This window comes from Ferruginibacter profundus, from assembly GCF_054783275.1.
In genome coordinates this window covers 688,065-711,659 of the sequence record NZ_BAAGQW010000002.1, presented here as the reverse complement: position 1 = coordinate 711,659, position 23,595 = coordinate 688,065, and the positions used below count along the sequence as shown (strand labels likewise).

21 protein-coding genes, 1 tRNA gene and 1 riboswitch are annotated in these 23,595 nt (G+C 39.8%); of the genes, 15 read left to right on the top strand and 7 right to left on the bottom strand.

From position 1 onward, the window contains the following. The first annotated feature begins 184 nt into the window (after positions 1–184). Positions 185–1,372: an alpha/beta hydrolase-fold protein gene (locus tag ACYVM0_RS13320; protein WP_460557827.1), complete on the top strand. Its 1,188-nt coding sequence runs from the start codon at positions 185–187 to the stop codon at positions 1,370–1,372. A 74-nt stretch (positions 1,373–1,446) separates the two neighbouring features. Here ACYVM0_RS13320 and ACYVM0_RS13315 read toward each other — a convergent pair whose 3' ends face one another. Further along, on the bottom strand, positions 1,447–2,349 hold the full coding sequence (locus ACYVM0_RS13315) for a ribonuclease Z (RefSeq protein WP_460557826.1): 903 nt from the start codon (positions 2,347–2,349) through the stop codon (positions 1,447–1,449). A 132-nt stretch (positions 2,350–2,481) separates the two neighbouring features. Next, a complete protein-coding gene (locus tag ACYVM0_RS13310) occupies positions 2,482–2,865 on the bottom strand; it encodes an STAS domain-containing protein (RefSeq protein WP_460557825.1) in 384 nt (127 codons plus the stop codon). 200 nt (positions 2,866–3,065) lie between these two features. Here ACYVM0_RS13310 and ACYVM0_RS13305 point away from each other — a divergent pair, with 200 nt between their 5' ends. The 3 genes from ACYVM0_RS13305 (at position 3,066) to cmk (ending at position 6,903) form a co-directional block, all read left to right on the top strand. Next, complete coding sequence (locus tag ACYVM0_RS13305; RefSeq protein WP_460557824.1) at positions 3,066–5,612, top strand: ATP-dependent Clp protease ATP-binding subunit; 2,547 nt, start codon at positions 3,066–3,068, stop codon at positions 5,610–5,612. A 92-nt stretch (positions 5,613–5,704) separates the two neighbouring features. Further along, on the top strand, positions 5,705–6,118 hold the full coding sequence (locus ACYVM0_RS13300) for a c-type cytochrome (protein ID WP_460557823.1): 414 nt from the start codon (positions 5,705–5,707) through the stop codon (positions 6,116–6,118). Positions 6,119–6,219: 101 nt separating this feature from the next. Beyond that, the gene (cmk, locus tag ACYVM0_RS13295; protein ID WP_460557822.1) at positions 6,220–6,903 is read left to right on the top strand and encodes a (d)CMP kinase; all 684 of its coding nucleotides are present in this window, start codon (positions 6,220–6,222) and stop codon (positions 6,901–6,903) included. Positions 6,904–6,951: 48 nt separating this feature from the next. On the opposite strand, the gene ACYVM0_RS13290 is transcribed toward cmk, so the two are convergent. Further along, on the bottom strand, positions 6,952–8,175 hold the full coding sequence (locus ACYVM0_RS13290; RefSeq protein ID WP_460557821.1) for a 4-hydroxy-3-methylbut-2-enyl diphosphate reductase: 1,224 nt from the start codon (positions 8,173–8,175) through the stop codon (positions 6,952–6,954). A gap of 104 nt (positions 8,176–8,279) precedes the next feature. Between ACYVM0_RS13290 and ACYVM0_RS13285 the strand changes: the two genes are divergently transcribed. Beyond that, on the top strand, positions 8,280–9,671 hold the full coding sequence (locus ACYVM0_RS13285; protein ID WP_460557820.1) for an alpha-amylase family glycosyl hydrolase: 1,392 nt from the start codon (positions 8,280–8,282) through the stop codon (positions 9,669–9,671). An 80-nt stretch (positions 9,672–9,751) separates the two neighbouring features. Here ACYVM0_RS13285 and ACYVM0_RS13280 read toward each other — a convergent pair whose 3' ends face one another. Together ACYVM0_RS13280 and ACYVM0_RS13275 are read right to left on the bottom strand one after the other, a co-directional pair. Next, a complete protein-coding gene (locus tag ACYVM0_RS13280) occupies positions 9,752–11,278 on the bottom strand; it encodes a trypsin-like peptidase domain-containing protein (RefSeq protein ID WP_460557819.1) in 1,527 nt (508 codons plus the stop codon). A gap of 245 nt (positions 11,279–11,523) precedes the next feature. Then, the gene (locus tag ACYVM0_RS13275; RefSeq protein ID WP_460557818.1) at positions 11,524–12,519 is read right to left on the bottom strand and encodes an acyl-CoA reductase; all 996 of its coding nucleotides are present in this window, start codon (positions 12,517–12,519) and stop codon (positions 11,524–11,526) included. 68 nt (positions 12,520–12,587) lie between these two features. Here ACYVM0_RS13275 and ACYVM0_RS13270 point away from each other — a divergent pair, with 68 nt between their 5' ends. The 5 genes from ACYVM0_RS13270 (at position 12,588) to ACYVM0_RS13250 (ending at position 15,981) form a co-directional block, all read left to right on the top strand. Continuing rightward, complete coding sequence (locus ACYVM0_RS13270; protein WP_460557817.1) at positions 12,588–12,938, top strand: 4Fe-4S dicluster domain-containing protein; 351 nt, start codon at positions 12,588–12,590, stop codon at positions 12,936–12,938. Between the two features lie 212 nt (positions 12,939–13,150). Next, a complete protein-coding gene (locus tag ACYVM0_RS13265) occupies positions 13,151–13,633 on the top strand; it encodes a YybH family protein (protein WP_460557816.1) in 483 nt (160 codons plus the stop codon). A 130-nt stretch (positions 13,634–13,763) separates the two neighbouring features. Next, positions 13,764–14,741: a D-alanine--D-alanine ligase family protein gene (locus ACYVM0_RS13260; RefSeq protein ID WP_460557814.1), complete on the top strand. Its 978-nt coding sequence runs from the start codon at positions 13,764–13,766 to the stop codon at positions 14,739–14,741. 110 nt (positions 14,742–14,851) lie between these two features. Then, positions 14,852–15,670, top strand: a complete 819-nt coding sequence (locus ACYVM0_RS13255; protein ID WP_460557812.1) for a PASTA domain-containing protein — start codon at positions 14,852–14,854, stop codon at positions 15,668–15,670. Between the two features lie 2 nt (positions 15,671–15,672). After that, positions 15,673–15,981, top strand: a complete 309-nt coding sequence (locus ACYVM0_RS13250; RefSeq protein ID WP_430987036.1) for a rhodanese-like domain-containing protein — start codon at positions 15,673–15,675, stop codon at positions 15,979–15,981. An 85-nt stretch (positions 15,982–16,066) separates the two neighbouring features. Here ACYVM0_RS13250 and ACYVM0_RS13245 read toward each other — a convergent pair whose 3' ends face one another. Then, positions 16,067–18,226: a TonB-dependent receptor gene (locus tag ACYVM0_RS13245; RefSeq protein WP_460557810.1), complete on the bottom strand. Its 2,160-nt coding sequence runs from the start codon at positions 18,224–18,226 to the stop codon at positions 16,067–16,069. A gap of 54 nt (positions 18,227–18,280) precedes the next feature. Beyond that, positions 18,281–18,375, bottom strand: a riboswitch (TPP riboswitch). 106 nt (positions 18,376–18,481) lie between these two features. On the opposite strand from ACYVM0_RS13245, the gene ACYVM0_RS13240 reads away from it, so the two are divergent. Beyond that, positions 18,482–19,201, top strand: coding sequence for a head GIN domain-containing protein (locus tag ACYVM0_RS13240; protein WP_460557809.1), 720 nt, complete (start codon positions 18,482–18,484; stop codon positions 19,199–19,201). A gap of 88 nt (positions 19,202–19,289) precedes the next feature. Beyond that, a complete protein-coding gene (locus ACYVM0_RS13235) occupies positions 19,290–20,009 on the top strand; it encodes a head GIN domain-containing protein (RefSeq protein ID WP_460557808.1) in 720 nt (239 codons plus the stop codon). 68 nt (positions 20,010–20,077) lie between these two features. On the opposite strand, the gene ACYVM0_RS13230 is transcribed toward ACYVM0_RS13235, so the two are convergent. Further along, positions 20,078–20,938, bottom strand: coding sequence for an alpha/beta hydrolase (locus tag ACYVM0_RS13230; RefSeq protein ID WP_460557806.1), 861 nt, complete (start codon positions 20,936–20,938; stop codon positions 20,078–20,080). A 60-nt stretch (positions 20,939–20,998) separates the two neighbouring features. Here ACYVM0_RS13230 and ACYVM0_RS13225 point away from each other — a divergent pair. The 3 genes from ACYVM0_RS13225 (at position 20,999) to der (ending at position 23,488) form a co-directional block, all read left to right on the top strand. Continuing rightward, positions 20,999–21,070 (top strand) — tRNA-Met (locus ACYVM0_RS13225). 133 nt (positions 21,071–21,203) lie between these two features. Continuing rightward, complete coding sequence (gene era / locus ACYVM0_RS13220) at positions 21,204–22,070, top strand: GTPase Era (RefSeq protein ID WP_460557804.1); 867 nt, start codon at positions 21,204–21,206, stop codon at positions 22,068–22,070. 104 nt (positions 22,071–22,174) lie between these two features. Then, positions 22,175–23,488, top strand: coding sequence for a ribosome biogenesis GTPase Der (gene der, locus ACYVM0_RS13215; RefSeq protein ID WP_460557802.1), 1,314 nt, complete (start codon positions 22,175–22,177; stop codon positions 23,486–23,488). Positions 23,489–23,595 lie beyond the last annotated feature (107 nt).

The window sequence follows — 23,595 nt, the reverse complement described above, 5'->3', positions numbered from 1 at the left end:
ACGTACGGTGAAAATCCTTTTCGCCCCATTCCTGCCTTTGGCAAGAATTTTTTGAGTTGCCACGAATTAACACGGAATAAATACATCCGATGATCAGTGGAAATCTGTGTAATCCATGGCAAAAAACTACGAAGTAGTTTAAAAAAACGGAAATAACCATTTCGAATTTAAATAAACTTAAACGATGCGTAGCAAAATTTTTATTGTACTGTTTTTGCTATGTGCTTTTTTAAATTCATTCGCACAATTCACGTTACGGATAGAGATCATTGCAACGCCATCTGCCCACAAAGGAGATGGCGTTTTTGTTGCCGGTAACTTTAACGACTGGAATCCCGGTAATGATAAATTTCGCTTTTCAAATGTAAATGATAAGCTATTGGTAGAAATTAAAGACCTCCCTGCAAAAAACTACCAGTTTAAATTCACCAGGGGCAGCTGGCAAAAAGTAGAATCTACCAGCAAAGGATTTGATGTAAGTAATAAAACAGTGGACTTATCTTCTGATACCACTATTACTTATTCCATTGATGGCTGGATGGACGATCATGCTGTACCTAAAGAGCATACTGCCAGTGCTAATGTACATGTACTGGATACCGCTTTTTTTATTCCGCAGTTAAACAGAACAAGGCGCATCTGGGTGTATTTGCCACCTGGATATCACGAAGGCAAAAAACATTATCCTGTAATGTATCTGCAGGACGGGCAAAATATATTTGATGAAGTTACCAGCGCATTTGGAAATGAGTGGGGCGTGGATGAATGCCTGGATTCTTTGATAGCAAAAGGAAAGCCTGGCTGTATTGTGGTGGCAATTGATAATGGCGGTGCAGCAAGAATGAATGAATACAATCCTTATGAATTTGCGCTGAAGGATTCCACAGCAGGTAAAGCTTTTTCGCCACAGGGAAATGAGTACATTGATTTTTTAAAACAAACACTCAAACCATTTATCGATAAAAAATACAGGACATTATCTGCTAAAGAAAATACCATCATTGCAGGATCTTCTATGGGCGGGTTAATAGCTTATTACGCTGTGCTCAAATATCCTGATGTGTTTGGCAAAGCAGGTGTGTTTTCTCCTGCATTCTGGACGGCGCCTGCAATTAAAATACTCACCGATTCGGTAGGCAACAAAGTGAGCAGTAAATTTTTCTTTTATTGCGGCGGAAAAGAAAGTGAAAACATGGTTACTGATATGAATGAAGTGGCAGAAAAATTAGGCACTAATTCCTATGCTATGATCTATACTTTAATTGATGCCGAAGGCAAACATGAAGAAAAAGCATGGCGTAAATGGTTCGCCGAATTTTATGTATGGATGATGGCAGACGGGTATAATAATGTGATCAGATTAGAAGAGTAGCAATGTTCCACAAAACTATCCTTATAACACAGGCCATTCGTGTAATTCGCAAAACTTCGTGTAACCGGCTTGTATTAAATCTTATAACAAGCCCCTTCCAAAGCCAGTTCCGTATTCTCAAAAATCTCACAGGCCTCCGGTAAAAATGCTTCCAGTGTTTCATATTTAGAAGAAAAATGCCCCAGCAATAATTTTTTTACATTACCCAGTTTTGCAATGCTTGCCGCCTGGTGTGTGGTGCTGTGAAAGCGCATGGCAGCTCTTTCATGCAGGTCTTTTAAGTAAGTAGCTTCGTGGTATAACAGATCTACTTCTTTAATTTTGTCCGCTAAACGCTCATCGTAAATAGTATCGGCACAAAATGCATAACTCTTGGGCTTTGATGCAGCAGTGGTTACTTCTTCATTAGGAACAATAGTGCCTTTTTTATTTACATAATCATGGCCCTGTTGTAATTTATCATAAAATGCTGCCGGTATCTCATAAATGGCAGCCCTTTCTGCATTTACTTTTCTCGGGTTCTTTTTCTCCCTGAATAAAAATCCCCAGCACTCAATGCGGTGCTGCACTTTAAAACACTCTACCATTAACTTTTTATCATCCACAATAATGCCTTCGTTTTTTAACGGATGAAAATGCAAAGTGTAAGGCAGTTTGGTATCAGCAACATTCAATTGCAGTTTTAAAATCTGTTCCAACGCTTCAGGCGCATGCAGGTGAAGGTCTTGTGTACGGCCCAGCAATCCCATGCTGGTAAGCAAACCGATCAAACCATAATAATGATCACCATGCAAATGCGAAATAAATATCCTGGTAAGTTTGCTGCGGCGTATCTTATACCGGGTCATTTGCATTTGCGTGCCTTCACCACAATCAATCAAATAAATTTCTTCCTGGGTTTGCAATATCTGGGCAGTAGGGTTCCTGTCAAAGGCAGGTATTGCAGAATTATTACCTAAAATGGTGAGTGCCAGCATTTATATTAATGAATAATTAAAAAATGGATAATCAATAATGTTTTTAATAACAGGTGTTTTAAAACATGCAAAGAGGGTTAAATTCAGAAAGAAATAGTGCATAAAATAAATTATTCATTATTTCATTATCCATTATTCATTGTCCCCTAAGAGTTCTCTCTCTATCTCTTCCATCTGCACAATATCCCAGGCTTCACTTTCGGTAGGTGTTACATTCATCAGCTCCAGTAATTCCTTCTCATCCAGTAATTTTTCTACCGCATCCTGCAAATTACAAATTACAAACGAACAATTGTTTTCGTAAAATTGTTGCTGAATATCAGCCAGGTAATTGCCCGTTTCCTCATCTATCTTTTTTACGGCGCTCAGGTTCAAAACAATATGCGGAATGTCTTTTTGCAGGTAAGGAAGCAACAAATCGTTTAGCTCGCCTGTCATATTAGCAGATAAAGCCGGTTCCTGAGGCGTAATAACAGTGAATTTTTCTTTGGTATCTATTTTGACATTCATCATCATCAAGTCTTGAAGATTAGGGTATAATTGTTTTTTGTAAAGTAAAGGAAAATTTAAATACAGTTCTTCCGTTAGAGAGTTAAGCATCAAAAAAAGGAGGCTAAACAAAGTTTTAACTTTTTAACATATTAACATTTAGCCTTTGTACTAAACTTAATCTTCAAAATAATCGTTATTATTGTATAAGCTAAATCAATCAGCAAATGGACAACAATTTTTCGGCTCAGGTAAAAGAAATAATCTCTTACAGCCGTGAGGAAGCACTAAGGTTGGGAAATGATTTTATAGGCACAGAACATTTGGTTTTGGGATTGATACGTGATGGTGAGAACACTGCTATAAAAACTTTAAAATCCCTCAATATCGACCTGTTTGAATTACGCAAGGAAATTGAAATGGCGGTGAAGGATAAAACCGGTAAAAACATCGCTAACATTAATTCTTTACCGCTAACCAAGCAGGCTGAGAAGGTGATCCGCATTACGGTGCTGGAAGCCAAGGCACAAAAAAGTGCACTGGTGGAAAGTGAGCACCTGATGCTTTCTATCTTAAAAAACAAAGAAAACATAGCTACACAGATCCTCAACCAGTTTGATGTAGACTATGATGTATTTAAAAACGAGCTGGGGTTTGTAACCAGCAACCCGCCATCAGCCGAATTCAGCGATGAAGGCGATGAAGAATTTGACGAAGAAAGAAAACAATACGGCCAGCAGAAAGGCCAGCGTGGTGGTGCCGCTAATGCCCCTAAAACAAAAACCCCGGTACTCGACAATTTCGGCAGAGACATTACCCGGCTGGCAGAAGGCGGTTCTTTGGATCCGATCGTAGGCAGGGAAAATGAAATTGAAAGGGTATCGCAGATCTTATCCCGCCGCAAAAAGAACAACCCCATTTTAATTGGTGAACCCGGTGTGGGTAAAACAGCAATTGTGGAAGGTTTGGCCTTACGCATTGTACAGCGCAAAGTATCAAGGGTATTGTTTGATAAAAGAGTGGTGAGTTTAGACCTTGCTGCATTGGTAGCAGGAACAAAATACCGTGGCCAGTTTGAAGAAAGGATGAAAGCCATCATGAATGAACTGGAAAAAAACAGGGATGTTATCCTGTTTATTGATGAGATCCATACCATTGTAGGTGCAGGTGGGGCCAGCGGCTCACTGGATGCCAGCAATATTTTTAAACCGGCCCTGGCCAGGGGCGAATTACAATGTATTGGTGCCTCTACTTTAGATGAATACCGTATGCACATTGAAAAAGATGGAGCACTGGACCGTCGTTTTCAAAAAGTGATTGTAGAACAACCTTCGGTTGATGAAACTATCCAGATCTTAAATAACATTAAGAGCAAATACGAAGACTATCATAACGTTACTTACAGCCAGGAAGCCATTGATGCCTGCGTAAAATTAAGCGACAGGTATATGACCGATCGTTTATTGCCTGACAAAGCCATTGATGTATTGGATGAAGTTGGTGCAAGAAAGCATATCAAAAACATCAATGTTCCTGCAGAGATCATCGAACTGGAAAAAAAGATTGAAGATATTAAGCTTGAAAAAAACAAAGTAGTAAAAAGCCAGCGTTTTGAAGAAGCGGCATCTTTAAGAGATACGGAAAAGCGTTTGCAGGAAGAGCTTGAAAAAGCTAAAACGGATTGGGAAGAAGAAAGCAAACACAAGCGTTTCCCTATTGAAGAAGAAGATATTGCCGAAGTGGTACACATGATGACAGGTATTCCTGTTAAACGTATGGTACAGGCCGAAACAGATAAATTGCGCCGCATGGCCGATGACCTGAAAGGCGCTGTGGTAGGGCAGGAAAATGCCATTTCAAAAGTGGTAAAAGCTATTCAGCGTAACAGGGTAGGGTTGAAAGATCCTAAAAAACCAATCGGTACATTTATCTTCCTGGGCCCAACTGGTGTAGGTAAAACAGAGTTGGCAAGATCTTTGGCCAAACACATGTTCGACAGCGAAGATGCTCTGATACGCATTGATATGAGTGAATACATGGAAAAATTCACCGTAAGCCGTTTAATTGGTGCGCCTCCAGGCTATGTGGGTTACGAAGAAGGCGGACAGTTAACTGAAAGGGTACGCCGTAAACCATACTGTGTTATCCTGCTGGATGAAATTGAAAAAGCACATCCGGATATCTACAATATTCTGTTACAGGTACTGGATGACGGGCAGTTAACAGATGGTATGGGACGTAAAGTGGATTTTAAAAATACGCTCATCATCATGACCTCCAATATTGGTGCAAGGCAGTTGAAAGACTTTGGCGATGGTGTTGGTTTTGCCACTGCAACCCGTATGGAAAATTCTGATGAGAATAACAAAGCCGTTATCGAAAAAGCGTTGAAGCGTACCTTCAGTCCTGAGTTTTTAAACAGGATAGACGATGTGGTGGTGTTTAACTCATTGACCAAGGAAAATATTTTTGAGATCATTGATATCCTGATGAAAGGAGTTTTAAAACGCCTTACCAGTCTTGGATTCTCTATGGAATTAACACCCGAAGCAAAAGAGTTTATTGCTGATAAAGGCTACGACTCCCAGTTTGGTGCAAGGCCATTGCACAGGGCTATCCAGAAATACCTGGAAGATCCTTTAGCAGAAGAGATCCTAAATATGAGTGTAAAGAACGGGGATGTTTTAGTGGCTGAGCTGGATAAAGAAACAGAAAAAATAAAGTTTGTTTTAAAGTCTACAGAAACCAAGCAGGAGAAAGAGTCAGAAGTATAATTAACATATCACTTACATTATAATAGAGCCATTCAGTTTTAATGAATGGCTCTTTTTATATCTTTAATCATCATAAAAAAATGTTTTAACGAGTGAAATTCCACGAGGCAGGAAAAAAGAATAAAATATTTGTAGTTGCTTTTGCTGTAAGTGCATTTGCTGCTATTGGCATGGCCTTGCCATATCAGGAAAGAGAGAACCTTAAGGTATTGCCAAAAGACATCAGCGATACAAAACTGGATAGCATCATGCAGTCTTATACTGTTGCGCTGGGTGTAGAATGTAGCTTCTGCCATGTGCCGGCAAAAAATACTGCCGTTAAGGATAGTCTTGATTATGCTTCTGATGCCGACCCGATGAAAGACAATGCCAGGGCAATGATGCGGATGGTAATAGATATTAATAAAACGTATTTCAATTTTGACAAAGATACCCGGCCGGAATATTTAAATATGATCCACTGCAAAACCTGCCACAACGGCGAGCCCATTCCTCCAGGCAAATAGTGAATGGTCAATAATTGCTCACTCACGATTCACTACTCACGATTCACCATTCACGAACTTGATTTTGTTTTAGCAATTTTTTACAGCATTTTTGTGCTGCAATGAGCAAAAAGATAATAATCACCATCGACGGCTGGTCGTCCTGCGGAAAAAGCACGCTGGCCAAACAATTAGCAAAAGAATTAGGATACGTGTACATTGATAGCGGTGCCATGTACCGGGCCATCACGTTATATTTTTTAAGAAATCATATCGACTGGACAGATGTTGCTGAGGTTAACAGCGCCCTGCAAAATATTCATATCGACTTTGAGTTCAATCCCAAATCGCAGCAGTCAGAAATTATTTTAAACGGAGAAAATGTAGAGTATGTGATACGTGACCTTGTGATTGCCGAAAAAGTAAGTGATGTGGCTGCCATCAGGGAAGTACGCACTTTTGCTGTAGCCCAGCAACAAAAAATGGGAACCAAAAAGGGCGTGGTAATGGATGGAAGAGATATCGGCACCACTGTTTTTCCTGATGCAGAACTAAAAATATTTATGACTGCCGATATAGCGGTACGGGTGGAAAGAAGGTTTAAGGAAATGTACGAGAAAAATCCCAACATCACTATCGAAGAAGTGAAAAGCAACCTCGAAATGCGTGACTATATCGACTCTCACCGTGAAGTAAGCCCCTTAAGAAAAGCTGATGATGCAGTTGAAATAGATAATACAAACCTTACCATGGAACAGCAATTAGCATTTGCCTGCGAACTTGTTACTAAAAGGCATCTTGTTTAAATAAAACTCGGGAAGTAAGTTTATTATAATTTCTTATGCCGAAAATATTTAAAAGGTTGCTGTCAGTTCTTCAATACTTGTTTTTATTGTAAAAAAGGAAACCAGTTTTTCAATCACGGCCTCCACCATTGCATCAGGGCAACTGGCGCCACTGGTAATTAATATTTTTACCGGTTCTTTTGCCGGAAGAAAATTTTCAGTGGTCAATTCTTCTTTAGTATGAAAATTAAAATGCCGTATTAATGAAGCCGAAATTATTTTTTCTTCACTGCTGATAAAATAAGTAGGTAGTTTTTCTTCGCAGAGCTCCACCAGGTGAGAAGTGTTGCTGCTGTTATAGCCTCCCACAACAATAGCAAGATCAGCGGCTGTCTCTAACAAACCATATACGGCAGTTTGATTATCGTTGGTAGCATAACACAACGTATCTCTCGTATCAGAAAAATGGTCTTCAACGTCAGGCGCAGTTAAATTGTATTTTTCTATCATCACCTGTTTTAAAAAATCGGCAATGGCCTGCGTATCGCTGGCCAGCATGGTGGTTTGATTAACCACACCAATCCTTGCCAGGTCTTTTGCAGCATCAAAACCTTCAGAAAATCTACCGGCAAATTCACTGTAAAAGTTTGCCGTATCTTTTTCCCCGGTAATGTATTTGCTTAAGGCAATAGCCTCTTCCATATTGTTAACCACTACTGTTGGCGTGTGATAAGCCGCATGCGAAAAAGTGGCCCTTGTTTCTTCATGCGTGGGTTTGCCATGCACTACCACGGTGTAATTTTTTTTAGCGATCTGTTCACTGCGGTTCCATACTTTTTCAACAAAGGGGCAGGTGGTATTATATTTTTGCGTAGGTATACCAATGGCATTTAATTTTTCTTCAATGGCCAGCGTGGTGCCAAATGCCGGAATAATTACCACATCATCTTTTGTAAGCGTTTCGTAAGGCACTATCTGTTTGCCGTAAGTGTCCTGTAAAAACTGCACACCTCTTTGTTGCAGGTCGGCATTTACCTGCGGGTTGTGTATCATTTCACTCAATAAAAAAATCCTTTTGCCCGGGTTTTCTTCAATGGTACGAAATGCGATATCAATGGCATTCTCCACGCCATAACAAAAGCCAAAATGCCGGGCAAGATAAATTTGCACAGGCCCGAAATCCAGCAGGGCAGGGGTAAAATCTTTCTTCATTTTATCCTGCTGCTTACGTTTGTTTTTGATAGCACTGATTAAAGGGCTGCGGTAAATTATGGGAACATTAAATTGTTTCATCGTAATTAATAACAAATGCAAAGGTACAATGTTGCAGGCTTTATACCATTTGCCATTATTCAAAAATCCCTGCTTACATTTGACAAAATAAAATTGCCTGCATTATGAAAAAGCTAATGCCGTTATTGGCAGCAATTGGAATTATGGCATGTAACAATACCAAAATCACAAAAACAAATCAATCTACAGCAAAAATGGTACATAACGAGTATAAAAAAGCAGGATGGATAAATACAACTAATGTATATGAAGTAAATGTGCGCCAGTATAACAAAGAGGGAACTTTTAATGCCTTTGCAAAAGAATTGCCCCGGCTTAAGGAAATGGGAGTGGAAACTTTATGGTTTATGCCCATTACGCCCATTGCACAAAAAAATATGAAGGGTAGTTTAGGCAGTTATTATGCCTGCAGCGACTATACCTCCATCAACCCTGAATTTGGCAACCTGGAAGACTTTAAAAATTTAGTAAAAGAGGCGCACAGCATGGGGTTTAAAGTGATCATTGACTGGGTGGCCAACCATACCGGTTGGGATCATGTGTGGACAAAAATTCATCCTGAATATTATTTAAAAGATAGTGCCACCAACGATTTTAAAATTGCCAGTGGCATGGATGATATCATTGAACTGGATTATAAAAACCCTGCTTTACGCAAGGCCATGATTGATGCCATGCGGTACTGGGTCACCGAATGTGATATTGATGGCTATCGTTGTGATCTGGCATTCTGGGTGGAACTGGACTTCTGGCTGGAAGCAAGAACAGAGCTGGAAAAAACAAAAACACTTTTCTGGCTTGCCGAGAGTGACCCCCTGGAACACCCGGATTATTTTAAAGCCTTTGATGCCTGCTATACCTGGACCTGGATGCACAAAACAGAAGATTTTTATAAAAAGAACCAGGATAAAAACATTTTAGATACGATAATACGCCAATACGATGAAGTGTGCAGCACTACCGATATTCCGCTCTGGTTTACCACCAATCATGATGAAAATACCTGGAACGGAACGGAATATGAGAAATATGGCGATATGGCAAAAGCATTGGCTGTTTTCAGCTTTACCTGGAATGGAATGCCCATGATCTATAGCGGACAAGAGTTGCCCAATATGAAAAGGTTGAAATTTTTTGATAAAGACCCTATTGAATGGAACGGTAAATATGAACTGCATGATTTTTATAAAACACTGCTCACGCTAAAAAAAACTAACCCGGCATTAAGGGCAGGTGATCCGGATGTAACTACTCATTTTCTTTCAACAACTGCTAACGAAAGCGTATTAGCTTTCTTGCGGGAAAATAAAGACAACGCAATTATAACGGTAATAAATTTCAGTAATAAAAAAGTGAGTTTTGATATAAAGGACAACAATTTTACCGGGTCATTTGCAGATGTATTCACTAAAGAAGGATGGGCTTTTAATGGGGATTTTCATTTTGAAATGAAACCCTGGGAGTATATTGTTTTCCAGAAATTAAAACAATTATAATCTCTTTATAAAATAAGAAACCCTGTAAATTTACAGGGCTTCTTACTTTATAAACTCTATGTACTTTTATACTTTCTTAATTACTCCCCAAGTGTAATCGGGTATTCATATACGCCATCGTAACCAGGATAAAATCCACTGATGGTAACATTTTTTTCAGAACCGATAGCACTCTTTAAGTCATCTACACTTTTTACATCCTTTTCATTGATCTTCAAGATCACAAAGCCGTCTTTCATACGTGTCTGATCGTTCAATGCCCCATCATGTATTTTTTTAACGATTACACCGCCGCCAACACCATACTCTTTCGCTTTTTTGCTGTCTAATGTAGCCAGGTCAGCTCCAAGAAGGTCTACAGCAGCATCTGCTTTTACAATATCAAAATTACCGGCTTTATTTTTTAATGTTACGGTAGTGGTATTTTCTTTACCATTGCGTACATAGGTAACCGGTACTTTATCACCTGGTTTAAAACGGCTGATCTGTCCCTGCATTTCAGCACTGCTGGTTATTTCGGTGCCATCAATTTTTTTAATGATATCACCTTTACGTATGCCTGCTGCATAAGCTCCGCCATCAGTGGGTACCTCCTGTGCATAAATACCTTCTGCAGATAATGGAATGCCTGCTTTTTTCTTTTCATCTTCACTCAGGTCGCTGGCAGGAACAAACTGAACGCCAAGGAAACCTCTTTGTACGGTACCAAATTTGATCAGGTCGTCTACTACTTTTTTGGTGATGTTTACAGGTATTGCATAAGAATAACCTGCATACGAACCGGTTGGAGATGCAATGGCAGAATTAATGCCCACTAACTTACCGTCAGTATTAATTAATGCACCACCGCTATTGCCGGGATTAACCGCAGCATCGGTTTGTATAAATGATTCCACACCCGTACCATTCTTATCGCGGTTTAAGCCAAGGCTTCTTGCTTTGGCACTTACTATACCGGCGGTAACAGTAGTTTCTAAATTTAAAGGATAACCGATGGCCAAAACCCATTGACCTATTTTAAGGTCGTCGGAGTTACCATACAATAAAAAGGGTAAACCCGTGGCATCAATTTTAATTACTGCTAAATCGTAAGAAGGATCTGTTCCTACAACTTTTGCTTTGTAGGTTTTTTTGTTGCTTAAAGTAACGGTCAGCTCATCTGCCTTGTCAACTACGTGATTGTTGGTAATGATATAACCATCATCACTAATGATAACACCGGAGCCGCTGGCTTTTTGTTCGGGAATGATGCCGCCCCTGCCGCCAAAAAACTGGTTGATGATGTCGTCGTCAAACAGGTCGCCAAACGGATTGTTGGGCCTTGTACGGGGTAAATTATTACTGGCCTGTTTGGCATTGGTTTTTGTTTTAATATGCACTACTGCTGGTAAAGCGGCGGCTGCCGGGGCAGTAAAGTCAATTGCTCCTCCTGTAGGCGGTGTTGCTCCGTCAGTAAAGCCGGCATATTTGTAATTAGAGGGTAAAACCCCGGCTTCCTGTCCGCCATAAGAATTATTCTGTTTCATAAATTTACCATAGCCCCATATTACTCCAAGGGCGGTAACAGCACTGATGGCCACTGTGAATAAGACTTGTTTAAATTTCATTTTCTTAGGTTTTATTGTTGTACTTAATAAATTTTATTTGCGCCAGGTTTTTAATCATCAACTCCTGTGCCTGACAATACAAAATAACGAAGAACTGCCAAAATGAGATTTACCTTCTGCCATCTTTAACAGTTAATTAGGAAGAGTTTCGTAGATGGCTAATGGGCTGCAAGCTGCCAGCCACAAACCACAGGTAAAACTGCAATTATGGAATGCTTCACCCTTGCAGCTTTAAACTCTTCCGCTCATAAAGTTAACAAAAACTGCATCGTATCCACGCCATCAGCATAATCAAATAAACCCGGTTGCTGAGCCTGGCCAAAAGGTATGTTGCCATGTCCCACAATGCACTGCACATCAGTATTGTTTTCTAAAACCTTTTTTACTTCTGCTGCATCCTTATAAAAACTATAATTCAACTGGCTGATGGCTGAAAATATTTGCTCACTCTCAATCATCAATGTGCTTTCATTCGTCATGTAATAAATATTATTCAGCAAAGCCATCGACAATTGATAATCGTAATTGTTCTTGTATTTGTGATGGTCTGCAAAGAATTTGTATGTATCAAAAGACCTTAATAGCGGAACAAAGTCATAGCCTTCGGGTACAAATATTTTGGTCACATTCCGGCAGCCCAGCCCAAAGTATAAATGGATATCATCACTTAACCTGGCCAGTTCATCTGCGCTTTCCGTTCCGTCTAAAATGGCTACAGAGGTACGGTTGCGTCGTATGATGCTAGGGTATTTTGCAAAGTACTGTTCAAAATAACGTGCAGAATTGTTACTGCCTGTTGCAATGTAGGCATCGCAGCCTTTCAGCATTTCTGCAAAGGAAATGTTGTTCTTTACAGCATCATCCCAGCTGTATAGTTTTTCTACAAGGTGTTTTAACAGCACATCATCTTTGGAAGATAATTTTATAACCTGGTTGTGCCCGCTGATGAATACTGCCAGCAGGTCGTGAAAGCCTACCAAAGGAATATTGCCTGCCATTACCAGGCCGATGTTTTTACCAATGATATTATCGTCCAGGTGATAATGAGCGGCCCAATTCTCCAGCTTCTCCTGTTCTAAAAATTCAGTGCAGATATTTTGTACTGATAGGTCAATAAATTCAGGAATAAACCAGCCATTATATGCAGTGGCCTTTGTTTTTATATCCTGCCATGCGGTATCATTTTCTTCAAGATATTTTTTTAGTTTTTGTAATAATTCAATTCGTTTTTGTAAATTCATAATGTTATTATTGTTAAATTGCAGTGCCAACCAAAAGGTAGGGTTTAAAAACAAAAATACGATAGAAGATGGCTATAAAAATTACAGACGAATGTATTAACTGCGGTGCTTGCGAACCAGAGTGTCCTAACAACGCAATTTATGAAGGTGGAGTAGAGTGGGCGATCTCCGACGGAACTACTGTAAAAGGAATGTTTACATTGCTTGACGGTACCCAGGTAGATGCTGACCAGCGTAATGCTCCCGTAAGTTCAGATACTTACTACATTACTCCCAACAAGTGTACAGAATGCCAGGGCTTTCATGAAGAGCCGCAATGCGCTGCTGTTTGCCCGGTAGATTGCTGTGTGCCTGATGATATGTACAAAGAAACAGTGGATGAGTTGCTGGCTAAAAAAGATAAAATGCACTTAGCATAATAGCGTGACACGTTAATCGTCAACAGTGAATTGTCAATAGTTAGAAAGTCTCTTTAAATTGAAAATCATTCACGATTAACAATTGGCCATTCACCAATATTTTTTCAGTCTGCCGTGAGGTGGATTTTACGGGCAGGTGATATTTCCTGCTACAATGGCGAGGGTATTTTTTAATACTTTCGCCTTTTTGTATCACAACAATTATTTGCTGCATGAATAAAGCTTTACTTTTTATATTGGTTTGCTGTTCACTCCTGGCATGTAATCTTTTTACCAACAAAAAAACTATTGCAGGCCCTGATGAGAAGCAACAAATGATGGATGCCGACCGGGCTTTTTCTAAACTGAGTGTGGAAAAGGGAATGAAAAATGCCTTTTTAGAATTTATCGACAGTAATGGTGTTTTGCTGCGGCCCAACCAAATGCCTGTTATTGGCGCAGATGCCATAGATTTTTTGATCCAGGAAAACGATAGCTCCTACACCCTGGAATGGGAACCCAAAAGCGGTATGATTGCACAATCCGGCGAATTGGGCTATACTTACGGATTGTATAAGCTGCAACCCAAAAACAAAGACACCGCCATTTTTGGTACATATGTAAGCATCTGGAAAAAGCAATCAGACGGTTCGTGGAAGTTTGTACTGGATAGTGGTAATGAAGGTGTTGGAGATGGAGCCGGGGCTACCCAATAACAAGGTGAGTTGAATTGTACATTTACCGCTTTCTATTTTTTTATAAAGAAACCATAATATTAAGGTTGCTAATAGTAAATCATAAATAGTAAACTATATTTGTTTCTGTAAACAACCCCTTAAAAACAGAATGATAAAAAAGATTGCACTCATAACCGGCGGCTATTCAGGCGAAGCTGTGATCTCTTATAAAAGTGCCACTACCATCGAAAAAAATATTGATACCAAAAAATGGGAATGTTATAAAATTGACATCAATCCAAAGGGCTGGTTTTATATGGCTGCCGAAGGGCCCCTGGTACCAGTTGATAAAAACGATTTTTCCATAACACTTAACGGAACAAAAATAAAATTTGATGCGGTATTGGTAGGCCTGCATGGCACGCCCGGGGAAGATGGTAAACTGCAGGGTTATTTTGATTGCCTCAACATTCCCTACACCTCATGTGATGCAGCCACATCAGCATTAACTTTTAATAAAAGATATACCGTGGCCGTGGCTTCCTTTGCAGGAATGCATGTGGCAAAGTCTTTGCACCTGTTTAAAAATATTCCTGCATCACCGGCAGAAATATTAAACCAGTTGCAGCTGCCTTTATTTGTAAAGCCTAATAACGGCGGCAGTAGTTTAGGCATCAGCAAAGTAAAAGAGGCAGGCGAATTGCAGCAGGCATTGGATAAGGCGTTTAAAGAAGATGACCAGGTATTGGTGGAAGAATTCATCAGTGGCAGGGAATTTACCATTGGTGTGTTTAAAAGCAAAGGCAAAATAATAGCTTTACCCATAACAGAAATTATTTCTAAAAACGAGTTTTTCGATTTCCAGGCAAAATATGAAGGAGCCAGTGAAGAAATTACACCGGCAAAAGTTGATGAAGCCATTGCCGGAAAAGTAAGGAGCGAAGCCAGAAAAGCCTACGCTGTATTTAATTGCAAAGGTATTGTAAGGATGGATTTTATTTACCAGGAAAAAGACGGCTTTCCATATTTGCTGGAAATTAATACTGTACCGGGCCAGAGCGAAGCCAGCCTGGTACCGCAGCAGGTGGCAGCAATGGGCATGAGCCTGAAAGAATTTTATTCGCTATTAATTGAAGAATGTTTTTAGTACTTCGGAATTATTATTCTGAATGGTAACTGTAAAATTTAAAAATAGGTGTTTCGAAATAATAATTTCAAAATACTAAATCCGAAATCATAAATCTAAAATCAACACCTGTGTTTAATTTCATTACAAAGCGTCCTCTCTGGGTAAATATTCTTGCCGCCGCAATACTTACTTTTTTGCTGGTATTTTTATTTTTAAAAATGCTGGGCTGGATTACCAAACATGACGCTTATTTGCAGGTGCCCGACCTTTTGGGGAAAAAGACAGAAGATGCGATTAAGATCCTGGAAAAGCAGGGTTTTGAAGTGCAGATACAGGATTCCGTTTTTACAGATACAGCAGCACGTGGTGTGGTACTTAAACAATTGCCCGATGCCAATGCAAAAGTAAAAATTAACCGTACGGTTTTTTTAACCGTAAATCGTATTACGCCACCAATGGTGGATATGCCTAAACTGGAAGACCAGAGCCTGAGTTTTGCATTGGATATTTTACGGCGGAACCATTTATTATTAGGCGATACTATTTTTAAAACCGATTACAGACTGAATACCGTAATAGAGCAACAATATAATGGAGTGCGTATTCCTGAAAAAGCCAAAGTGCAGTGGGGGAGTAAGATCACGCTTGTTATTGGCAGCGGATTGGGCAGCGAGAAAATATTGGTACCTGATTTATTCGGGATGACTTATAGCGACGCTAAGGCCTTGTTAGAACAGCAGGGCATAAACCTGGCTGCAACTGTAGCTTATGATAATGCTGTTATTCGTGATACGGCTAATGCTTTTGTGGCAAGACAAAATCCTGAAGCCCTGGATGAAGAAAAGAAACCCCGTTATATACAATCGGGCCAGTTAATGGATATCTGGATTTCTCCGGTAAGGATAAACCGTACCGACTCTTTAGATGTTAAAAAAGAAAATAAATAATTATGACAACAATAACTGCTGACGAAGTAAAATTCCGTCTTGAATCGGGTGAAAAATTAAACCTGGTTGATGTAAGAGAACCGCATGAAAATGCTGAGTTTAATATTGGTGGTACACTTTTGCCTTTGGGTAAAGTACAAACCATGCAGATCGATGATATCGACAATCTTAAAAATGAAGAAGTGATAGTATACTGCCGTAGCGGCAACCGCAGCGGGCAGGCAGCATTAATGCTGGAAACATTTGGTTTTACCGATGTAAAAAATCTTGCCGGTGGCATGCTGGCTTGGAAAGAAAGATTTGGCGGATAAGGTCTTGAGTGGTGAGACGTCAGTCGTGAGTAGCAGTAAAATATTAAAACCGTTATGCTGCTACTCACGTCTCACGCTTCACGTCTCACAACTTTATATTCACCCCCACCATACAATTAAATGGTGCCATGGGAAAGTAATAATTTTCAGTTGTTAAAGCACCGCCGTAAATATAGCTGAAACTATACCCGTTAGGTTCATACTTTTTGCTGAAAATATTATTCAATTGTACAATCAGGCTGGTGGCTTTAAATAATTTTCCTTCCAGCAAATAACTCAACCTTACATCCTGTGTGTAGTAGGGATTTAAACTCCGGGATTTTAAAGCGGTATTATCTAAATATTGCCTGCTTACATATTTGCTTATTAAATTAATTGCTGCATTTTTTACAGGAGTGATATTAATGCTGCCACCTGCAACAGTATTGGGCGAAAATGCAATATCAGTAGTGGCATAAAAATTACTTACCTGTCCGCCATTATCATAATCATCTAAATATTCGGTAAAGTTTTTTATTTTGTTTTTGCTTAGGGTAAGATTAGCCTCGGCACTTACGTATTTGTTGAAAATATATTTACCCTGTAATTCCACACCAGCCCTGTAGCTGTTGGGTATATTTATCCTGGTGTAAGCACCTACATCATTTATTTTACCTGTTAGTATTAACTGGTTTTTATACTTCATGTAATAAAAGTTTACGCCAAAAGAATACTGGTTGTTCTTCTTTTCAACACCGGCTTCAAAATCGTTCAGTAATTCAGGTTTGGGTTGCTGTGTGGTGCCTGCTTCAAAATCATCACGGTTGGGTTCGTGTTGTGCTAATGCATAAGAGGCATAAAGCTGCCAGCTTTTTTTATTATACGTGATACCCAGCTTAGGGTTCAAAAAATTGTAATTGTTCCTGATCAGCAAATTAGGATTATCCCTGAAGCCATCAATAGTATAATTGATATTGCGGAACTGCACATCAACATAAGTTTGAAAATCGGGACTCAATTGTTCTGTCCATTTGCTGTAAACAGAAAGATCTTTTTTGTGAGCAATATTATCATACCACCTGTAATTGGCCGGTACTGCAGCCTGTACTTTTGCCCAGATGATCTCTCCAAAATGTTTGCCGTCGTAACCGTTCCATCCGCCGCCAACAGTAAAATCGGTGGTGGCTTTATGGTACTGTAAAGAAAAAATGCTGCCATAAAGATTGTTATCTAACCAGAGCCTTCTTACCAAATCGGTTTTTTTAATGGTGCTGGTACCATCAAAATAATCGGGCAATCCATAGCTTGCTAATTTGGCATCGGCTTTATACTGCTCATAATAACCTCGCCCTTTGGTAAGAAAAACGGCAACATTCCCTTTCCAGTAATCATTTATTTTTTGATTGTAAAAAAGCTGGTAATGTGTTTGTGTATAATTATCGGTTTCGTTATCGTAAGGTTCACCAGGTTTTTGCGTTCCTACATCATTGTATGTTCTGTTGGTGGCAAGCAGGTATTCCGGTACGCCATCCCATGCCTGGTAAGTTTTTTCTTTGCCACTGAAAATATTTAAGCGCAAAGAATTTTTATCGGTAACATAAGCGGTACTGAAATAAAAAGATTGCAAACTCGATTTTGCCCTGTCGATATAACCATCGCTGCTGATCTTACTCAATCTGCCGTCAATGGTAAAATGTTTGCCTAAGATACCTGTGCCAAATTGCAATGTGTTTTTCCAGGTATTGTAACTGCCAAAACTATTATTAAACTCGGTGTAGGCTTTTTTATTGATCTCATTGGTAGATAAATTAATGCTGGCACCAAATGCACCGGCACCATTGGATGATGTGCCCACACCTCTTTGTATCTGCACACTGTTTATGGAAGAAGAAAAATCAGGGAGGTCAACAAAATAAGTACCCTGGCTTTCAGCATCGTTATAAGGGATGCCGTTTAAAGTTACATTGATCCTGCTGGCATCTGTACCGCGGATGCGTATGCCGGTGTACCCAACGCCTGCGCCGGCATCGGAATTTACTACGGCAGAGGGGGTCTGGCTAAGCAAAAAAGGAAAGTCCTGCCCCAGGTTGTTTTTGGCAATGTCTTTTTTGTACAGATTGTTTTTTGCAAAAGGCGCTTTGTCCCCGGCTCTTACCGCATTTACTTCCACAGGCTGCAGGTAAACGGTGTCATTAAATTTTTTCTGGGTTTGTGCAACAGCCACAACGCTGCTTACGCATAACAATGCACTGATAAACAATTTCATTTCAATAAAATTTATGCTGAAATCCGAAGCAAAGAGAGTATTGCTGGCTTCACCGGAATGGTGGTCATTTCTTCCTACGCAGGCATTATCCTGATCAGGTTAGCGGGTATTATCTCAGCTCCATTTAAGGAACACCCCGGAAATTCAGTCGGTTAATAAGAACTTTGAAAAGTAAAGGTAGTCTCTTTTAGTAATTATTTTACATTTTGTGTAACAATTTGTTCACGTACTTCGTACCACTAAAAAAGTATAGCCATGAAAAAATTATTTTTATCACTGATCACCTTTATTGCTGTTGCAGCTTTTGCACAGGAAAAAACGGTGATTGCAGATGCCAATGCACAAAAAAGAACCCTTAACGCCAGCTTTACAGGAATCAATGTTTCAGACGGCGTAGACCTTTATCTTTCACAGGATAATGAAGAGTCTGTTGCGGTAAGCGCTTCAGACGAGAAGTATATGGAGCGTTTTAAAACTGTAGTGGAAGACGGTATCCTGAAAATTTACTTTGATAATAAAGGCATTAACTGGGCCGTAAACGATAAGCGTAAATTAAAAGCCTATGTGTCTTTTAAAACACTTGAAAAACTACATGCTTCAGGTGGTGCAGATGTAAAAATTCAGGGTAGCCTGGATGTGGCGGGCCTGGACGTGAAATTTACCAGCGGGTCTTCTTTTAGCGGCAAGCTGAAAGCCACCGAATTAACTGTTGAACAAAACAGTGGTTCAAGCATTAATATCTCTGGTACTGCCGATAAAATTAAAGTGGATGTTAGCAGCGGGGCTATTTTTAAAAGCTACGATTTAACCGTTAATTACTGCGATGCTAAAGCCAGCAGTGGCGGTGGTGTAAGAATTACCATTAATAAAGAACTGAGTGCAAAAGCAAATAGCGGAGGAGGGGTAAAATATAAAGGCGATGCCGTGATAAAAGACATTAATGTGAATAGCGGGGGATCTGTTAAAAAGGCATAGTTGGATTCAGGAGTTTAGGGGTTTAGAGGTTTAGGGGTTTAGAGTTTAGGGTTTAGAAGTTCAGGTTGAATAATTAAAATTTCTCTATATGAAAAAGACAGTGTTGAGTTTATTGGTTTCGTTTTCTTTTTTTGTGGCAACTGCACAAAAAGAAATAGTAAACGACCCCAATGCAGAACTAAGAACCATTACAGGAAGTTTTGACAAAATTAAAGTTTCGGGCGGGATAGACCTGTTTGTCAGCCAGTCGGATGAAGAAGCCGTGGCAGTGAGTGCAGCACAGGACAGGTTTAAAGACGGCATTAAAACAGTAGTGGAAAACAGTACGCTTAAGATCTATTATTTTGGCGATAAAAACCTGGATGTTTTTAAAAATAAAAAACTAAGGGTGTACGTGTCTTTTAAAAATTTGGAATTGATCGATGCTTCGGGCGCATGTGATGTACAGGTAGCAGGGGTGATCACCACGCCTGCTTTATCATTAAGCATGAGTGGTGCCAGTGATTTTAAAGGCGCCGTTAAAGTAAGCAGTTTAAAAATGGATTTAAGTGGAGCATCCGACGTAATCATCAAAGGTATTGCCAATACAGTGAGCATTGAGTCAAGCGGTGCCAGTGATGTAAGCGGCTACGACCTGGTAACTGATGTATGCAATGCCAAGGCATCGGGTGCATCAGATATTAATATCACTGTAAACAAAGAACTAAATGCCAATGTAAGCGGCAGCAGCGATATTTCGTATAAGGGAAGTGGTGAGGTTAGGGAAGTGCATACCTCGGGATCGAGCAGTGTTTCCAGGAAAAGTTAACTTCTTTATTAGTTTATTAGTTAATCAGTAACCTCACTTCCTGATTAACCAATAAACCAGTTAACCAATCAACGAGGGAAAGCCCAGGTTAAAAACTGCGGCAGATGGTTGCTCCATGAAGTATAATCATGCAATCCGTTGGGGTCTTCTGTGTACAGTACATCTTCGGGGAGGCACACATTTTTGCTTTTTATCAGGGCCACCAGGTCTTTGGTATCATCCACCACATCAATAATACCATCTTTATCCCTGTCGCCGGCTTCTTCTTTTCCGCCGGCATAAAACCAGTATTGCAAATGCGGTTTTTTTCTTGAAGAGTGTATCTTATTCAACATGATCCTGTCTTTATCGTCGCTGTAATCGGCAGCCTTATCATCTTTATCCCGCCACCAGAAGGAGCCGGAAAATATGCCCACTTTGTCAATCTTATCGGCATGGTCCCAGGCCACATCAAAGGCAGATAAGCCTCCCAGGGATGATCCGGCCAATACCACTGATTTAAATTTTCTTACCCCTGCTTTCTTTTTTGCAAAAGGATAAAGTTCATCATCAATAAAAGCGGCATATTTATCAGCTTTATCTCCACGGCCCATAAAATCAGCTGCCCCGCTCACACCATATTCTTTCATCCTGTCGCCTGCAGCAATACCCACAACAATGAGGGGCTGAATGAGTTTTTTCCTGTATAAACTATCTACAATTTCCTTTACCCTGAATTGTGCCATGTCCTGCCCGTCATTTAAAAGCAACAGGTTCAACTCGCTTTTATCGTCCGGTATCGGGGTGGAAATGATGGTTAATTTAACCTGCCTTTGCAAATGACGGCTGTAAATTTCATCATCCTGTACTTTAATTTTCTTTTTGCAGGATGTTGTGGAAATCAATAGCAGCAAGGCAAAAGCCTGTAAAAAATAGTTTTTTAGCATCATCAAATGTACAAATCAAACTTTATTATTTGGTGGCAAAGCCTCAAAACCTTAATTTTGCACCGCGAAGTAGAGCAGCGGTAGCTCGTCGGGCTCATAACCCGAAGGTCACTGGTTCGATCCCAGTCTTCGCAACTAAAAATATCAAATCCTCACTTCTACAGATTTGGGGATTTTTTTATTCATTTCTAATTTAAATGAATAATGATTACCTCCTCCATTCTTACAGCTTGTTTGTGGTAATCGGCATTTTATAATCACCACAATCATGAAATCAGGTTTTGTAAACATATTTGGTAAGCCTAATGCGGGCAAAAGCACCCTGCTTAATGCTTTAATGGGGGAAAAGATGGCCATCGTATCGCACAAGGTACAAACCACACGCCACCGTATTAAGGCCATACTTACAGAAAAAGATTACCAGATCATTTTTTCAGATACGCCGGGTATTATTGAACCCAAATATAAACTGCACGAAAAAATGATGCAGGCTGTAAAAGGTAGCCTGGAAGATGCCGATGTGGCCTTGCTGATAGCCGATGTAAACGAAGCCCCGGAAGAGAGCGATGCTATTTTTGCTGCCTTAAAATTGAAAGTACCCGCCATTGTGGTATTGAATAAATCAGATAAAGCCACTGAAGAACAGCAACAGGCGATCACTGATTTTTACCGGAAGCAACCGTATTGTAAAGAGGTAGTGATATTATCTGCCCTGAAAAAAAGCGGCATTGATTTTTTACTAAAAAAAATAATTAAACTATTACCCGAAGGCCAGCCTTTTTATGAAGGGGATGACCTGAGTGATATGCCCACTAAATTTTTTGTGAGCGAACTGGTAAGAGAGAAGATATTTCAATTATACGGCGAGGAAATTCCTTACCACACTACGGTTCTGATACAGGAGTTTACCGAAAAAACAACGCTGATAAAGATAAGGGCTGAAATAATTGTACAAAGAGAAACGCAAAAAGGTATTATTTTAGGAGAAGGTGGCAAGATGATAAAACAATTAGGCAGCAATGCCCGTAAAGATATTGAAGCATTTTTAGGCAGTAAGGTATTTTTAGAATTGTTTGTAAAAGTGCGGCCTAAATGGAGGGATAATGAAATGCAGTTGAAGGAATACGGCTATTAATGAATAATCGATAATGAAATAATTAAAAATTTCTTCAATGCCATTGGCTTTCAGGAACCTGAAACATTATTCATTATCCATTAAATAATTATCAATCAAAGAATATGAGTTTTACAGTAGCAATAACAGGAAGGCCCAATGTAGGCAAGAGTACATTTTTTAACCGTATGCTGGAAGAGCGTAAGGCCATTGTGGATGATGTAAGCGGTGTAACACGTGACAGGCAATATGGTATTGCCGAATGGGCCGGTAAAACATTCAATGTAATTGATACCGGGGGTTTTGTTGCCGGCAGCGATGATGTTTTTGAAAAGGAAATCCGCAAGCAGGTAATGATTGCAGTAGAAGAAGCCAGTGCAGTTATTTTTATGGTAGATGTGGCCACGGGTATCACAGACCTTGATGAAAGCATGAGCAGGATTTTGCGCAAAAGCAGCAAGCCCGTTTTCCTGGTAGTGAATAAAGTGGATAACCACGACAGGCTACTGGAAGCCAGTGAATTTTACAGTCTTGGTTTTGAAAATATATTTTTTGTTTCTTCAATCAGCGGTAGCGGCACGGGAGAAATTTTAGATGCGATCACTGCATTGATGAAACCTGATGATGAAGCATCTGCAGGGGATGCCGGCCTGCCCAAGTTTGCCATTATCGGCCAACCAAATGTAGGTAAGTCTTCTTTGCTAAATGCATTGATCGGAACAGAAAGAACCATTGTAAGTGATATTGCCGGTACTACCAGAGACACTATTCATACCCACTATAATTTATACAATAAAGAATTTGTTTTGATTGACACGGCGGGTATTCGTAAAAAAGCAAAAGTGCATGAAGACCTGGAGTTTTATTCGGTAATACGTGCCATAAAAGCATTGGACGAAGCAGATGTTTGTATGCTGATGCTGGATGCCGGTAAAGGTATTACGGCACAGGATCTTGCCATATTTGCGATGGCCGCAAAAAAAGGCAAGGGCATTGTGGTGCTGGTAAACAAGTGGGATTTAATAGAAGAAAAAAAGACCAATACCGCCAAAGATTACGAAGCCACATTAAAAAAGAAATTTGCGCCTTTTTCTGATGTGCCCATCATATTTATTTCGGTAAACGAAAAGCAAAGGATATTTAAAAGCATTGAAGCTGCTTTGGAAGTATACGAGAACAGGCAGCGCAGGATACCTACTTCTCAATTGAATGAAATATTATTGAAAGCGGTTGAAGCATACCATCCGCCGGTAGTAAGGGGTAACCTGATCAAAATAAAATACATTACCCAGTTACCCACCCACACGCCAACTTTTGCATTTTTCTGTAACTATCCCGATGATGTAAAAACGCCGTATAAAAATTACCTGGAAAACCAGATCAGGGAAAAATTCAAGTTCAGCGGTGTACCGATACGCTTGTTTTTCAGGAAAAAATAAGGTGCCGTATAAAAAAGCATAGTAAAATTACGGTGCGGTAATATATTGCCGTTTATCTATTCATAATTTTGAATATTGAAAAAAACTATTAGTTTTGCGCCACATCA